The organism is Lutibacter sp. A80 (assembly GCF_022429645.1).
GTDB lineage: Bacteria > Bacteroidota > Bacteroidia > Flavobacteriales > Flavobacteriaceae > Lutibacter.
Genome location: NZ_CP092480.1, coordinates 1510001 through 1525000, shown reverse-complemented (window position 1 = coordinate 1525000; position 15000 = coordinate 1510001). Strand labels below are relative to the sequence as shown.

Annotated in this window: 14 protein-coding genes (2 of these 14 only partly in view); 13 read left to right on the top strand and 1 reads right to left on the bottom strand. The window is 30.5% G+C overall.

From position 1 onward, the window contains the following. Window positions 1-650, top strand: the 3' portion of a protein-coding gene (locus MHL31_RS06585) for a DUF4861 family protein (RefSeq protein ID WP_240228300.1). It extends 502 nt beyond the left edge of the window; only the last 650 of its 1152 coding nucleotides appear in the window; the start codon falls outside the window, past its left edge; the stop codon is at window positions 648-650. 52 nt (window positions 651-702) lie between these two features. On the opposite strand, the gene MHL31_RS06580 is transcribed toward MHL31_RS06585, so the two are convergent. Continuing rightward, window positions 703-1776 (bottom strand): substrate-binding domain-containing protein, encoded by a 1074-nt coding sequence (locus MHL31_RS06580; RefSeq protein ID WP_240228298.1) that lies wholly within the window; start codon window positions 1774-1776, stop codon window positions 703-705. Between the two features lie 182 nt (window positions 1777-1958). On the opposite strand from MHL31_RS06580, the gene MHL31_RS06575 reads away from it, so the two are divergent. The 12 genes from MHL31_RS06575 to MHL31_RS06520 all read left to right on the top strand — a co-directional run. Further along, on the top strand, window positions 1959-2786 hold the full coding sequence (locus MHL31_RS06575) for an SDR family oxidoreductase (RefSeq protein WP_240228297.1): 828 nt from the start codon (window positions 1959-1961) through the stop codon (window positions 2784-2786). 19 nt (window positions 2787-2805) lie between these two features. Continuing rightward, the gene (uxuA, locus tag MHL31_RS06570; RefSeq protein WP_240228296.1) at window positions 2806-3981 is read left to right on the top strand and encodes a mannonate dehydratase; all 1176 of its coding nucleotides are present in this window, start codon (window positions 2806-2808) and stop codon (window positions 3979-3981) included. Window positions 3982-3986: 5 nt separating this feature from the next. Continuing rightward, the gene (gene uxaC, locus MHL31_RS06565) at window positions 3987-5405 is read left to right on the top strand and encodes a glucuronate isomerase (RefSeq protein WP_240228295.1); all 1419 of its coding nucleotides are present in this window, start codon (window positions 3987-3989) and stop codon (window positions 5403-5405) included. Window positions 5406-5434: 29 nt separating this feature from the next. After that, entirely contained in the window at window positions 5435-6406 is a 972-nt protein-coding gene (locus tag MHL31_RS06560) for a TRAP transporter substrate-binding protein (RefSeq protein ID WP_240228294.1), read from the top strand. 2 nt (window positions 6407-6408) lie between these two features. Next, on the top strand, window positions 6409-6900 hold the full coding sequence (locus MHL31_RS06555) for a TRAP transporter small permease (protein ID WP_240228293.1): 492 nt from the start codon (window positions 6409-6411) through the stop codon (window positions 6898-6900). A gap of 2 nt (window positions 6901-6902) precedes the next feature. Continuing rightward, window positions 6903-8207 (top strand): TRAP transporter large permease, encoded by a 1305-nt coding sequence (locus MHL31_RS06550; RefSeq protein WP_240228292.1) that lies wholly within the window; start codon window positions 6903-6905, stop codon window positions 8205-8207. Between the two features lie 8 nt (window positions 8208-8215). Continuing rightward, on the top strand, window positions 8216-8887 hold the full coding sequence (locus tag MHL31_RS06545; RefSeq protein WP_240228291.1) for a bifunctional 4-hydroxy-2-oxoglutarate aldolase/2-dehydro-3-deoxy-phosphogluconate aldolase: 672 nt from the start codon (window positions 8216-8218) through the stop codon (window positions 8885-8887). A 37-nt stretch (window positions 8888-8924) separates the two neighbouring features. Beyond that, window positions 8925-9764 carry a 5-dehydro-4-deoxy-D-glucuronate isomerase gene (gene kduI / locus MHL31_RS06540; RefSeq protein ID WP_240228289.1) on the top strand — a complete coding sequence of 280 codons (840 nt, stop codon included), beginning with the start codon at window positions 8925-8927 and terminating at the stop codon, window positions 9762-9764. A gap of 111 nt (window positions 9765-9875) precedes the next feature. Further along, window positions 9876-12146, top strand: coding sequence for a glycoside hydrolase family 3 N-terminal domain-containing protein (locus MHL31_RS06535; protein WP_240228287.1), 2271 nt, complete (start codon window positions 9876-9878; stop codon window positions 12144-12146). A gap of 11 nt (window positions 12147-12157) precedes the next feature. Then, window positions 12158-13276: a glycoside hydrolase family 105 protein gene (locus tag MHL31_RS06530; protein ID WP_240228285.1), complete on the top strand. Its 1119-nt coding sequence runs from the start codon at window positions 12158-12160 to the stop codon at window positions 13274-13276. 49 nt (window positions 13277-13325) lie between these two features. Further along, window positions 13326-14696, top strand: a complete 1371-nt coding sequence (locus MHL31_RS06525) for a DUF1080 domain-containing protein (RefSeq protein ID WP_240228283.1) — start codon at window positions 13326-13328, stop codon at window positions 14694-14696. Window positions 14697-14704: 8 nt separating this feature from the next. Continuing rightward, on the top strand, window positions 14705-15000 hold the 5' end (the start) of the coding sequence (locus MHL31_RS06520; RefSeq protein WP_240228281.1) for a Gfo/Idh/MocA family oxidoreductase. Its footprint extends 1051 nt past the window's final position; 296 of the gene's 1347 nt are visible here — the first part of the coding sequence; its start codon is at window positions 14705-14707; its stop codon lies off the right edge, out of view.

The window sequence follows — 15000 nt, the reverse complement described above, 5'->3', positions numbered from 1 at the left end:
ATGATCGTTATAAAAGAGGAAATTACCATAAAGATCACGGTGATGGTATGGATTATTACCATGTAGGTTTTACTTTAGGAGCTGGTAATATTGCACCTTATAAAAATGATAGTATTTGGTATTCTAAAAACTATTATAAGTATAAAATACTTGATAATGGTCCTTTACGTACTACATTTAAATTAGAATTCGAAAGTTGGCTTGTTGCAGGTGAGAGTGTAACGGCTACTAAAACTATAAGTTTAGATGCTGGAAATCAGTTGAATAAAATAGCGGTTTCTTATACTTTTGATAATGAAGCTAAACATACTGCAGTTATTGGTATAATTAAGCGATCTGGTGATGGTGGTAAAGAATTACTTAATATTAATGATGGAATTTTATCTTATTGGGAGCCAACGCATGGTGATGATGGAACTACTGGAGTAGGAGTTATTATACCTTCAAAAGTTAACGATATGAAAATTAGATATAATCAATTTTTAGCTGAAGTTGACGTTATTAATAATGAGCCTTTTATTTATTATACAGGAGCAGTTTGGGATAAAGCTGGTGAAATTACAAATAATAAACAATGGGTATCTTATTTGGAAGCTAAAAAGGAAGAATTACTAAATCCTGGTATTGATGTAAGTTTTGAAGCAGAATAGCTGATAATATTTTTATTTTATGTAGTGTTACTCTACTTCCATAATTTGTGGGCTAGTGTTCATTAATATAATGCCATTTTTCTTGCTGACTAAACTCTAAATTTTCTTTGGTGATAATTTCTAAAGGAGAGTATATTTTTTCTTTAGGTATGGAGTTTTGAATTAAAAAATCTGCCATTATTTTAACTGATTTGAATCCTTGATTAAACGATTTTTGAGAAATTAAAAAAGTAATCTTATCATTTTTTAAAAATTCAATATTTTGTTCTGTTGTATCGAAGCCAATTAAACTTAAAGTTTTTAATTTTTTAGATTCAATACAACTTGAGATAGTAGATATTCTACTTGAAGGTACAAGAATACCCGATATATCGGAATGTTTTTCAAACACTTTTTTTAATTGTTGTTTTACGTAATCTAAATTATTTAAATCTTCAAAGTTCAATGAAGTAGATTTGAAAGGAATTTTATTTTTATTAAAATAAGATTTAAAACCTTGTACACGTCCTTCTATAACATTATTATTGTATAATTTTGATTCTATATCAGTTATTAAATAATTAGATTTTTGTTCTGTACATAGGTGCATTAATTTACCTGATAAGTAACCTCCTTTATATGAATCTTGACCTATAAAAGTAAGGTTGTTAAAACCATTCATTTCAATGTTTAAGAAAATGTAAGGAATCTTTTTTTTATCTAAAATATTTACCATTATTTTAGTTTCATCTAAAAATAATGGTGTAAGTATTACCGCTTCAGGGTTTTCTTTAATTAAGTTTTTAAAACTATTTATGTAAGATTTATTATCTAATTGATTAAATGTGTAATTTTTAACTTCAACTCCAAAACTTAAAACATCTTCTGCAGCTTTCGAAATACCTAATAAAGGTGATTTCCAAAATAGATTATTACTATCAAATTTAGGTATCAACACAGAAAGGTTATACTTTTTTTTCATAGCCAAGGATCTGGCAATATTATTTATTTTAAAGTTCCTTTCATTTAATATTTTTTGAACCTTTTCTCTGGTTTTATTAGATACACCTGTCCTATTGTGAATAACTCTATCAACCGTCCCAATAGAAACATTGGCAATTTTAGCAATTTCTTTTATAGTAATCATAAGTTATTTAAAATCAATACAAATATCAAAAAAATATATGAAAACAAAGTGATAATTCATTAAAATTGTTATTTTTGTGTACGTACACGAGATATTTATTGTTTTTTTAGATGAATTAATATCTGTGTTTTTTTAATGAATTACGTGTGCGGACACGAAAAATTAAATTTAAGAATAAAGAAATGAGTAAAGTAATTGTATTAACTGGAGCAGGAGGAGTTTTATGTAGTACTTTGGCTAAAGCTTTAGCTGAAGAAGGACATAAAATAGCCGTTTTAGATTTAAGAATTGATGCTGCAAATAAGGTAGCCAATGAAATTAAAGGAGCAGGAGGAATTGCTATTGGTGTTGCTTCTAATGTATTAGATAAAGAATCTTTAATTCAAGCAAAAAAAGTTGTGAATGAGCAATTGGGTTCGTGCGATATATTAATTAATGGAGCTGGCGGTAATCATCCGTTAGGAACAACTTCTAATTCACATCTGTTAGAAGAAGATTTGTTAAATGTAGAAGAAGGTTTTAAAACATTTTTTGATTTAGATCCAAAAGGAATTGAATTTGTATTTAATTTAAACTTTATAGGTACTTTGTTACCTACTCAAGTTTTTGCTAAAGATATGGTTGGTAAAAAAGGGTGTAGTGTATTAAATATTTCATCAATGAATGCTTTTACTCCTTTAACTAAAATACCAGCTTATAGTGGAGCAAAAGCAGCAGTATCTAATTTTACACAGTGGTTAGCAGTACATTTTTCAAAAGTTGGTATTCGTGTAAATGCATTAGCTCCTGGATTCTTTTTAACGGATCAAAATAGAGCACTTTTAACTACTGAAGATGGAAGTTTAACTGAAAGAGGAACTACTATTATAGAACAAACCCCAATGGGTAAATTTGGAGAACCCGAAGATTTAATTGGAACTACACTATGGTTGTGTGGAGAAGGAGCTTCATTTGTAACAGGTGTTGTTGTACCAATTGATGGAGGATTTAGTGCATTTAGTGGTGTTTAATTAAAAAGAAATTTAAATTATGGAACAAACTTGGCGTTGGTATGGACCAAATGATCCAGTAAAATTAACAGATATAAAACAAGCAGGAGCTACTGGAGTAGTTTCGGCACTTCACCAAATTCCTAATGGTGAAGTTTGGACGGTTGAAGCTATAAATGAAAGAAAAAAAATAATTGAAGAACAAGGGTTAAGTTGGAGTGTTGTTGAAAGTATTCCGGTTCACGAAAACATAAAAACCAGGTCTGGAGCATATAAAGTATATATTGAAAATTATAAACAAAGTATTCAAAACCTTGCAACTTGCGGAATAAACATTGTATGTTATAACTTTATGCCAGTGCTTGATTGGACACGAACAGATCTAAAATTTGAAGTAGCAGATGGTTCTAAAGCCTTACGTTTCGATTTAATTGCTTTTGCTGCTTTTGAGCTGTATTTACTAAAACGTCCAGGAGCTGAAAGTAATTATTCTAAAGAACAACAAAATGCTGCTAAAGTATATGTTGAAAGTCTTTCTGAAGAAGATAAAACAATACTTGTAAATAATATTATTGCGGGGTTACCAGGTGCAGAAGAAGGGTATACGCTTGAACAGTTTCAACAAATTTTAGATACCTATAAAAATATTGACGCAGATACATTAAGAGAAAATTTAATCTTGTTTTTAAAAGAAATTATTCCTATTGCAGCTGAAAATGAAGTGTTAATGTGTATTCATCCAGATGATCCACCAATGCCAATTTTAGGATTACCAAGAGTTGTAAGTACCGAAGAAGATTATGCTTATCTATTTGAACAAGTTCCAAATAGAGCTAATGGTATTACTTTTTGTACAGGTTCATTAGGTGTAAGAGCAGATAACAATTTAGTGCAGATGTTTAAACGTTTTGCAGATAGAGTTCACTTTTTACATTTGAGAAGTACACAAAGAGATAACCTGGGTAATTTTTATGAAGCCAATCATTTAGAAGGGAATGTTGATATGTATAATATTGTAAAAGAAGTGGTTTTAGAAGAACGAAGAAGACATTCTTTGAATAAAAAAGATGCTGTAATTCCAATGCGCCCAGATCACGGACATCAAATGTTAGATGATTTGCATAAAAAAACTAATCCTGGATATTCAGGAATTGGTAGATTAAGAGGGTTAGCTGAATTAAGAGGTCTGGAGTTTGGAATCTCAAAAAGTATATAATTAGTATGAGTCAAATAAATTCAAAAGCATTTATTACTGAAAACTTCTTACTAAATTCTAAAGAGGCTGAAATTTTGTATCATGAATATGCAAAAGAAATGCCTATAATCGATTATCATAATCATTTATCTGCAAAACAAATTGCAGAAGATAAGCCGGTTGAAAATATTTCAAAAGTTTGGTTAGAAGGTGATCATTACAAATGGCGGGGAATGCGAGCTAATGGTATTGATGAATTATTTATTACAGGTTCAGCATCATTAGAGGAACGTTTTGAAAAATGGGCAGAAACTGTTCCACAAACAGTTAGAAATCCGTTGTTTCACTGGACACATTTAGAGTTAAAACGTTATTTTAATATTGATGAAATTTTGCAGCCAAACAATGCAAAAGAGATTTATAAAAAAGCAAATACAATTTTAGCAACAAAAACACCTGCACAATTATTGGAAGATATGAATGTGAAAGTGATTTGTACAACAGATGATCCAACTGACGATTTACAATACCATAAAGTAATAGCTGAAAAAAAATTTTACACAAAAGTATATCCAACTTTTAGAGCTGATGAATTATTTTTTATTGGGAAAGAAAAATTTCTAGAATATCTTAAAAAATTGAGTAATTCAGTTAATTTCGAAATAACTTCATATTCAGACTTTATAAAAGCAATAGATGAAAGAATTGGTTATTTTAATGAAAACGGATGTAAAGTTTCGGATTTTGGTGTAGGAGAAGCATTGGCTATTGAAGATTTTACTGAAGAAGAAGTCGCTTTAATTTTTGATAAAAATCTAAAAGGAGAAACACTTTCAATTTTAGAAGTTAATAAATATAGATCAAGTATTTTTCTTCATTTAGCAAAACAATATCATAAATTTGATTGGGTACAGCAGTACCATTTAGGTGCAATTAGAAATAATAATTCAAGGTTAGAAGAACAAGTAGGTTTAGATGTTGGTTGTGATTCTATTGGAGATTTCCCTATGGCAGAATTTATGTCTAAGTTATTTAACACCTTAAATTCAACCAATCAATTAACAAAAACAATTACTTATAATTTAGATTCATCTCAAAATGAAGTTTTTGCAACAATGATGGGGAATTTTCAAACAGGAGGAATTCCAGGTAAAATGCAATGGGGATCTGGTTGGTGGTTTTTAGATCAAAAAGATGGTATGGAAAAACAATTAAACACCTTATCTAATATGGGGTTATTAAGTCGCTTTGTTGGAATGTTAACAGATAGTCGTAGCTTTTTATCTTACCCTAGACATGAATATTTTAGAAGAATTTTATGCAATCTACTAGCTGAAGATATAAATAAAGGCTTAGTGCCAAATGATATTCCATTTTTAGGAAAAATGGTACAAGATATATGCTATAATAATGCAGTGTCGTATTTCAATTTTAAATATAATTGATTGTGATTATAACTTAAATTTTAATTTTTATGAAGAAAACACCAATTTTAATACTTCTTTTTTTAAGCTTATTTTCTTGTAAAGAAGAATCAGGATCAAAAATATTGTATTTGGCACATGGCTTACCTCAAACGCATCCAGTTCATAAGGGAATTTTAGAATTTAAGAAATCTTTAGAAATAAAATCTAACGGAACTTTAAAAGTTAAAATTTTCCCTGATGCCCAATTAGGATCGGAAAGAGAAGTTTTAGAATTATTACAAATTGGAAGCGTAGCAGCAACAAAAGTAAGTGCAGCTACACTGTCTAATTTTGTTCCAGAATATCATATTTTAGGAATCCCTTATTTATTTAGAGACAAGGAACATAGATTTAATGTTTTAGAAGGCCCTATTGGGAAATCAATCTTAGAAAAAGGAAGTAAATTTTGGTTACGCGGACTTTGTTATTACGATGCTGGAAGTAGAAGTTTTTATACCAGTAAAAAAGCAATTAGAACTCCAGAAGATTTAAAAGGACTTAAAATTAGAGTGATGAACAATCAAATGGCTATTAATATGGTTAATTCTATGGGAGGTTCAGCTACTCCTTTATCTTACAGTGAATTGTATACTGCGCTTCAACAAGGAGTTGTTGATGGTGCCGAAAATAATGAACCATCATTTGTATCTTCAAATCATTACGAAATTAGTAAATATTATACCTTAGATGAGCATTCTGCAGTACCAGATGTTCTTTTAATAGGAACAAAATATTGGGAGAAATTATCTGAAGATGAAAAAAAATGGGTGCAAGAAGCAGCAGATGAATCTTCTCAAGCTCAAAAAAAGTTTTGGAGTGAATCTGTAGAAGCATCTATGAAAACAGCAAAAGAAGCAGGAGTTGAAATTATAATTCCAGAAAAATCATTGTTTTCTGAAAAATCTAAATCGGTTTTGGAAGAGTTTGTAGCTAAGCATCCAGATATGGCTTCAATTGTAAATCAAATTAAAGCACAATAATTATGAGTAAATCAGAGTTCGTTTTTAATAAAACAAATCTAATTTTAGAGAAAATTTTAATAACAATATTTGCATTGTTAGTTTTAGATGTTCTGTTTCAAGTGTTTTCAAGATATATTTTGGGTACATCCTTTTCTTGGACAGAAGAGTTTGCAAGGTTTTCCTTAATTTGGTTAACCATTTTAGGAGCAGCATACCTTAACGGAAAAAGAGAGCACCTCTCTATGGATTTTTTATATCAAAAATTATCTTTATCTAACAAAAGAAAAGTATCTATACTTATAGAATTGTTAATTTTTCTTTTTGCATTAATAGTCATGGTAATTGGAGGCTTCAATTTAGTGTATACCACATTGCACTTAGAGCAACTTTCTGGAACATTAAGAATTCCTTTAGGATATATATATGCAATTATGCCTTTTAGTGGAGTTTTAATAATGTGCTATTCTATATATCATATTTCAACTATTTATTCAAACAAAATCACCAATTAATTATGAGTATAGAAATAATAAGTATTATCGTTTTGTTTGGTAGTTTTTTTACACTTTTATTGCTAAAGGTTCCTATAGCTTACAGTATTGGTATTGCAACAACTTTAAGCCTTTTATTAAATATAGATAGGATGCCTGGTATAACAACTATAGCTCAAAGAATGACTACGGGTATAGATAGTTTTGCCTTATTAGCCATTCCGTTTTTTATATTAGCAGGAGAGATTATGAAGCGAGGAGGAATAGCCAATAGATTAATCAATTTTGCAAAATCTTTGGTGGCGAGTTTACCAGGAGGATTAGCATATGTAAATGTGTTAGCTTCTATGCTTTTTGGAGCAATATCGGGATCTGCACTAGCAGCTGCTTCGGCCATTGGCTCAATTATGACAGATAGAATGGAAGAAGAAGGATATCCTAAAACATTTAGTGCATCTGTAAATATTACATCATCAACAACAGGTTTGTTAATTCCACCAAGTAATATCCTTATTGTATATGCTTTGGCAAGTGGAGGAACAGCTTCTGTAGCCGCATTGTTTATTGCAGGATATTTACCAGGTATTTTGTTAGGTGTTGCAATTATGGGGTATATAGCTTTTATAGCAATAACTAAAGGATATGCTAAAGGAAAAAGATCTACTTTTTTAGAAATATGGAATTATTTTAGAAAAGCATTTTTTAGCTTACTATTATTAGTTGTTGTTGTTGGAGGTATTGTTGCAGGAGTATTTACAGCTACAGAAGCATCTGTAATCGCAGTTTTATATGCAGCTATATTAGCATTGATTTATGGAGATATGAAAGTAAAAGAATTTCCAGAAGTACTATTAACAAGTGCAAAAACAACAGCCGTAGTTATGTTTTTAATTTGTACTTCTATGGCAATGTCTTGGTTATTTTCTTTTGAAGGAATTCCAGAAATGATAAGTACTTTTCTTTTAGAACAGTTAAATAATAAGTTTGCAATCTTTTTAGCAATAAATATAATATTACTTATTATTGGAACATTTATGGATATGACACCTGCTGTATTAATTTTTACGCCAATTTTTCTTCCAGTTGTAACTACTTTAGGTATGGATCCAGTGCATTTTGGAATTGTAATAGTTCTAAACTTATGTATAGGAATTTGTACACCTCCCGTAGGAACTTTGCTCTTTGTGGGTAGTGGGGTTGCAAAAGTTTCAGTTACACAAGTAATTAGGCCGTTGTTACCATTTTTATTGATAATGGTAATTGTTTTAATGCTGATTAGTTTTATTCCAGAAATATCAATGTTTTTACCAAGGTTGTTTAATTTATAAAATAAAAAATGGCACAATTTACAAGAATAGAAGTAGCAACAGCAATGAAAGAAACAGGAATGATTCCTTTGTTTTTTAATAGTGATATAGAATTAAGTAAAAAAGTATTAAAGGCTTGTTATGATGGTGGAGCACGTTTAATGGAATTTACAGCTCGTGGAGATTTTGCACATGAAGTTTTTGGAGAATTAACCAAATATGCTATTGCAGAATTACCGGGAATGATAATGGGTGTAGGATCAGTAACCGACGGAGCAGCAGCATCATTATATATGGCTTTAGGAGCAAATTTTATAGTTACTCCAGTATTACGTGAAGATATTGCAATTGCTTGTAATCGTCGTAAAGTTTTATGGTCACCAGGCTGTGGAACATTAACAGAAATAGCAAGAGCTGAAGAGTTAGGTTGTGAAATTGTAAAACTATTTCCAGGAGATATTTACGGACCTCAGTTTGTAAAAGGAATTAAAGGGCCACAACCTTGGACAAGCATTATGCCTACAGGAGGAGTTTCTCCAACTAAAGAGAATTTAACAGGTTGGTTTAATGCCGGTGTAACTTGTGTTGGAATGGGGTCTCAATTAATTTCAAAAGATATTATTGCAAATAAAGATTATGCAAAATTAGAGCAAGATGTTAAAAATGCAATAGTATTAATTGAAGAAATAAGAGTAAAATAGGTTTTTAACTAGAAAATTAATTAAAAATATATAAAATATGGCAACAACTTACGAATCTAGATATGCTTCAAGTCCGGAAGCTGTAAAAAAATACGATACAACTCAGTTAAGAAATGAGTTTTTGGTAGATAATCTAATGCAAGAAGGAGAGATTAATCTAACATATTCCCATTATGATAGATATATTGTTGGTTCTGTTGTTCCAATTGAAGCGTTAAAGTTAGATGTAATAGATCCTTTAAAAGCCGATTACTTTTTGGAAAGAAGAGAGTTAGGTATTATAAATGTTGGAGGTAGCGGAACGGTTTCTGTAGAAGGTGTTTCTTATAAATTAAACTTTAAAGATGCTATATATGTAGGAAGAGGAAATAAAGAGGTTATTTTTAAAAGCGATGATAACGCTAATCCTGCAAAATTTTATTTAAACTCGGCTCCTGCACATAAAGTTTATCCAACAGTAAAAGTAAGTAAGAAAGAAGCTAATAAAATTGAATTAGGATCCTTAGAAACAGCAAATCATCGAACAGTAAATCAAATGATTATTGGAGGTATTGTAAGCACTTGTCAGTTACAAATGGGGATGACTGAATTAAAAACAGGAAGTGTATGGAACACAATGCCTGCACATGTGCATGATAGACGAATGGAAATTTATTTTTATTTAGATATACCTAAAGATCAAGCTGTTTGTCATTTTATGGGCCAACCAGAAGAAACAAGACATATTTGGATAAATAATCATCAAGCTGTAATATCTCCACCATGGTCAATTCACTGTGGGTCTGGAACCTCTAATTATACATTTATTTGGGGTATGGCAGGTGAAAACTTAGATTATGGAGATATGGATGTTGCCAAAATAACAGCTTTAAAATAAAAAATTAAATCTAGAAAAACTGATCTTAATATAAAATTGAAAAGCATTTGCTAAATATGAAAAAGTACTAAAATTAAAACATAAATAACTATAATTAAATATTATTAAATAATGAAGAAAACACACATTTTATTCTTAGTAGCATTTGCTTTTCTTTTTAATGCTCATAGTCAATCATCCTCAGGATTAAAAGATTATAAAGATGCATCTTTATCTGTAGATGAAAGGGTTGAAGCCTTATTACCATTAATGTCTTTGGAAGAAAAAGTGGCTCAAATGCGAATTTTTCATGCCGGTATCGGAGTAAGATCAGATAGAGAAGGAAATTTAAAACTTTCCAAAAATGTTTTAGAAAAATTGAAGATAGGTATTGCGGGTATTAAAAACCCTGGAGATCATTTAAGTGCAGTAAAATCAGCAAAATTTAATAATAAACTTCAAAAATATATAATTGAACAAAATCGTTGGGGAATTCCTGCACTATTTGTAACGGAATCTTATAATGGAGTAGATGCAGACGATGCTACAAAATTTGGTAGACCAATGACTTCAGCAGCATCATTTAACCCAGGTTTAGTAAACCGTATTTGGGATGTTGTTGGTCGTGAGGCACGTTTAAGAGGAATGCATATGTGTCATTCTCCAGAAGCAGATATAATTCGTGACCCTCGTTTTGGTAGAATGAGTGAAGCATTTGGTGAAGACACCTACTTAACAACACAAATGGTTAAAAATGCTGTTCTTGGAGTTCAAGGAAATTATGATGGTTTAGGTAATGGAACTCATATTGGAGCCGTTACAAAACATTTTGCAGGATATGGTCAAGTATTAGGAGGTTCTAATTTTGCAGCTATAGAAATTTCACCAAGAACATTAATAGATGAAATTTATCCACCTTTTGAGGCTGCTGTAATAGAAGCAAGAAGTTTAGGTATTATGGCTTCTCACGGAGATTTAAACGGAGTTGCAAGTCACGGAAATCCAGAATTGTTAACCGGAGTATTACGTGATCAATGGAATTTTAAAGGGTATGTTGTTTCTGATGCCAATGATATTGGTAGATTACATTATTTTATGAAAGTAGCAGAAACACCTAAAGATGCTGCAAGAATTGCATTAGAAGCAGGTGTAGATATTGATTTATACGCAGAAGATGCCTACTCATACCTGCCAGAAATGGTAAAAGAAAATCCTGAATTAGAAAAATATATAGACAGATCTGTTAGAAGAGTTTTAAGAACAAAATTTATATTAGGTTTATTTGACAACCCATATATTGATATTTCAGAAGTAGAAAAAGGTGTTCGCTCTCAGTCTTCATTAGAATTGGCGAAAGAATCGGATTTAGAATCAATTATTTTATTAAAGAATGAAGAAAATACCCTTCCTTTAAATAAAAATAAATCAATAAAAATTGCATTATTAGGACCTTTAGTAAAAGAAAATACGAAGGCAAAATTTGAATCTGTAGTTGGAGATAATATAAAGTTTGTTGCAGAAAAAGGGTTTAATTTAACAAATGGTGATAGTGCAATACCAGAACTTTTAGAAAAAGATCCTAAATCAATAGAAAAGTTGGTAAATATTGCAAAAAGTGCAGATGTAAATATTTTATTTTTAGGTGGAGATAAATACACTTCAAAAGAAGCGTATTTTGATGGTACATTGGGTGATAGAACTACTATTGAACCTTTAGGAGCACAAGATGAGTTAATTGAGAAAGTAAAAGCTTTAGGGAAGCCAGTTATTGTTGTTTTACAACATAGAAGAACATTAGCAATAAATACTATTGCTAAAGAGGCAGACGCTATTTTAGATGCTTGGGATTTAAGTGAATTTGGAGACGAATCTACAGCTAAAATTATTTTTGGTGAAGTTTCTCCTTCAGGAAAATCACCTGTAACTATTCCACGATCTATTGGACAACTTCCTTTTCACTATAGTATGAAAGAAATTAATTACAAAAAAGGTTATTTATTTATTGAAAATGGTCCAATTTATCCATTTGGACACGGGTTGAGTTATACAGATTTTAAATATTCAGATATTAAAGTTTCTAATTCAGAAATAACACCAAATTCAGAAATTGAAGTAAGTGTTACAGTTACTAATACTGGAAAAGTTAAAGCTAAAGAAGTAGTACAAATGTATCTTAAAGATGTGTCAGGTTCAGTTACAAGACCAGATAAAGAATTAAAAGCATTTGATAAAATTGAATTAACTCCTGGAGAAAGTAAAATTGTAACATTTAAAATTACTCCAAAAATGCTTGAATTTACCGGTATAAAAATGGAAAAAACATTAGAAGCTGGTAGTTATATTGTTATGATGGGAACATCTTCTGAGGAATATCTAGAAACAACATTTAAATTAAAATTGTAAAAAATAGAATAATGAAAAAATCAATATTCACATTTATAGCAATAATTACACTGTTTAATTATTCTGTAGCTCAAAAAACGTTAAATAAAACTGAAATTGAAGTTGCAATGACAAAGGCTTTAGATTGGCAAGAAGCTCATCCTATTTTTTCTTTAGCACCTACAGATTGGACTAACGGAGCTTATTATACAGGAGTTGCGCGTGCTCATAAAATAACAAATGATCAAAAATATATAGCAGCTTTAAAAAATTATGGATTTTTAAATAAATGGAAAACGTTTAGAAGAACCTATCATGCCGATGATGTTGCAATTTCTTATAGTTATTTATACTTGGAAATGAATGGCGGAAGAAAAAACTTTATTGATATAGAGCCAACTAAAAACTTTTTAGATACTCATTTATATGTACCAAATCACTGGACAGATGGAAGTGATACTAGTACTATGGATAGAACCATTTTATGGTGGTGGTGCGATGCTTTATTTATGGCTCCTCCTGTATTAAATTTATATGCAAAATTAACGGATCAACCAAAGTATTTAGACCAAATGCATAAATATTATGTAGAATCATATAATCAATTGTATGATAAAGAAGAGCATTTATTTGCAAGAGATATGCGTTTTGTTTGGAAAGGAACAGATAAAGATTTAAAAGAACCAAATGGGGAAAAAATATTTTGGTCTCGTGGTAATGGTTGGGTAATCGCAGGATTAGCTTTAATACTAGACGATATGCCAAAAGATTATAAACATAGAGCTTTTTACGAGGAACTTTACAAAGAAATGGCAGACAAATTGTTAAAAATTCAACCAAAAAGTGGCTTATGGCATCCAAGTTTATTATGTCCAGAAACGTTTAGTCACGGAGAAGTAAGTGGAAGTGGCTTTAATACTTTTGCACTTGCTTGGGGAATAAATAATGGTTTACTTAAGAAATCAACATATTTGCCAGCTGTAAAAAAAGCTTGGAAAGCACTAGCTGAATGTCAACATGAGGATGGTATGATTGGTTGGGTACAAAATATTGGAGGGCAACCAGATCCAGCTTCTTATAATAGTTGGCAAAATTATGGAACAGGAGCTTTTTTGTTGGCTGGAAGTGAAATATTACAACTTGAAGATTAAACCTTTTGAATGGGAATTAAGAAATTAAATAATTATAAATATAAATAACATGAGTAAATCAATTTTAAGAATTTTAGTTTTTGTTGGGCTATTTGTAGCATGCCAGCAACCAAAAGAAGAAGCTCCATGGGTTTCACTTATAAATAATGATAATTTAGAAGGTTGGACTGTTTTAGGAGGTGTTGCAACATACAACGTAAAAGATGGTGTAATTACAGGTACTTCGGTCGCAAATACGCCAAATACGTTTTTAACTACTAATAAAAATTATGATAATTTTATTTTTGAAGTAGAATATAAGGTTGATCCTAGTATGAATTCAGGTATTCAAATAAGAAGTAATAGTTTACCTTATTATAGAAATGGAAGAGTTCATGGTTATCAAATAGAAATAGATCCTTCAGAACGTGCTTGGAGTGCTGGTATTTATGATGAAGCAAGACGTGGTTGGTTATGTACTTTAGAAGATAATCCAGATGCCCAAGCTGCTTTTAAACAAAATGAATGGAATCATTATCGTGTTGAAGCTATAGGAGATACTATAAAAACTTGGATAAATAATGTGCCTGCAGCCTACCTAATTGATGATAAAACTTCAAGCGGGTTTATTGCATTACAGGTCCATTCTGTTGGTAAAAATTTAGAAAAGGTAGGTAAAAGTGTCATGTGGAAAAACGCTAAAATTTTAACAGAAAACTTATCTAAGTATTCAACAAAATCTCCAATAGAACCAGTTATCACAAAAAATAGTTTAACAATCGATGAGACAAAACAAGGTTGGAAAATGCTTTGGGATGGAAAAACTACAAATGGATGGCGTGGAGCTAAATTAGATAAATTTCCAGAAGAAGGTTGGCTTATTGAAAATGGAGAGTTAACTGTACTTGCATCAGGTGGAGGAGAATCTGCAGCTGGTGGAGATATAGTAACTACAGAATTATATAGCGATTTTGAATTAAAAGTAGATTTTAAATTAACACCAGGAGCTAATAGTGGTATAAAATATTATGTAGATACAGAAATAAATAAAGGACCAGGATCTTCTATAGGTTTAGAATACCAAATTTTAGATGATGCATTACATCCTGATGCTAAATTAGGTGCTAAAGAAGGGAGTAGAACAGTTTGTTCTCTTTACGATTTAATTAAAGCAGATGAACAAAAACCTATTAAACCAATTGGAGAATGGAATTCAGCATATATAATTTCAAAAAACAATCATGTAGAGCATTGGTTAAACAATGTTAAAGTTTTAGAATACGAGCGTGGAAGTGATGAATTTTTAAAATTAGTTTCTGAAAGCAAATATGCTAAATGGCCTAATTTTGGAACTTTAGAAAAAGGACAAATTTTATTGCAAGACCATGGAGATAAGGTTACTTTTAGAAATATAAAAATTCGTACACCAAAAAATAAATAAAATTAATTATGAGAAATGATAGAAGAAATTTTTTGAAAAAAACTACGTTAGCTGCTGCTGGTTTAGGCTTAACAAGCAGTAGTGTAAATGCAATGTCTGCAATAAGTTATAATAATATTTTAGGATCTAATGATAGAATTAATGTAGCTATACAAGGTTTAGGAAGAAGATATCCAGCTTTTTTGGAAGGGATTACCGCTAAAAAGAGCAATGTTCGTTTAAAGTATTTATGTGATGTAATGCCTAGTCAAATGGATAAAGCTGCAATTAAAGTAGGTGAAATGGTAAACTATAAACCTATTTT

Bases quoted from the DNA above. Each gene is read 5' to 3' on its own strand.
- MHL31_RS06580 (WP_240228298.1), bottom strand. From the start codon at position 1,776: ATGATTACTATAAAAGAAATTGCTAAAATTGCCAATGTTTCTATTGGG.
- MHL31_RS06575 (WP_240228297.1), top strand. From the start codon at position 1,959: ATGAGTAAAGTAATTGTATTAACTGGAGCAGGAGGAGTTTTATGTAGT.
- uxuA (WP_240228296.1), top strand. From the start codon at position 2,806: ATGGAACAAACTTGGCGTTGGTATGGACCAAATGATCCAGTAAAATTA.
- uxaC (WP_240228295.1), top strand. From the start codon at position 3,987: ATGAGTCAAATAAATTCAAAAGCATTTATTACTGAAAACTTCTTACTA.
- MHL31_RS06560 (WP_240228294.1), top strand. From the start codon at position 5,435: ATGAAGAAAACACCAATTTTAATACTTCTTTTTTTAAGCTTATTTTCT.
- MHL31_RS06555 (WP_240228293.1), top strand. From the start codon at position 6,409: ATGAGTAAATCAGAGTTCGTTTTTAATAAAACAAATCTAATTTTAGAG.
- MHL31_RS06550 (WP_240228292.1), top strand. From the start codon at position 6,903: ATGAGTATAGAAATAATAAGTATTATCGTTTTGTTTGGTAGTTTTTTT.
- MHL31_RS06545 (WP_240228291.1), top strand. From the start codon at position 8,216: ATGGCACAATTTACAAGAATAGAAGTAGCAACAGCAATGAAAGAAACA.
- kduI (WP_240228289.1), top strand. From the start codon at position 8,925: ATGGCAACAACTTACGAATCTAGATATGCTTCAAGTCCGGAAGCTGTA.
- MHL31_RS06535 (WP_240228287.1), top strand. From the start codon at position 9,876: ATGAAGAAAACACACATTTTATTCTTAGTAGCATTTGCTTTTCTTTTT.
- MHL31_RS06530 (WP_240228285.1), top strand. From the start codon at position 12,158: ATGAAAAAATCAATATTCACATTTATAGCAATAATTACACTGTTTAAT.
- MHL31_RS06525 (WP_240228283.1), top strand. From the start codon at position 13,326: ATGAGTAAATCAATTTTAAGAATTTTAGTTTTTGTTGGGCTATTTGTA.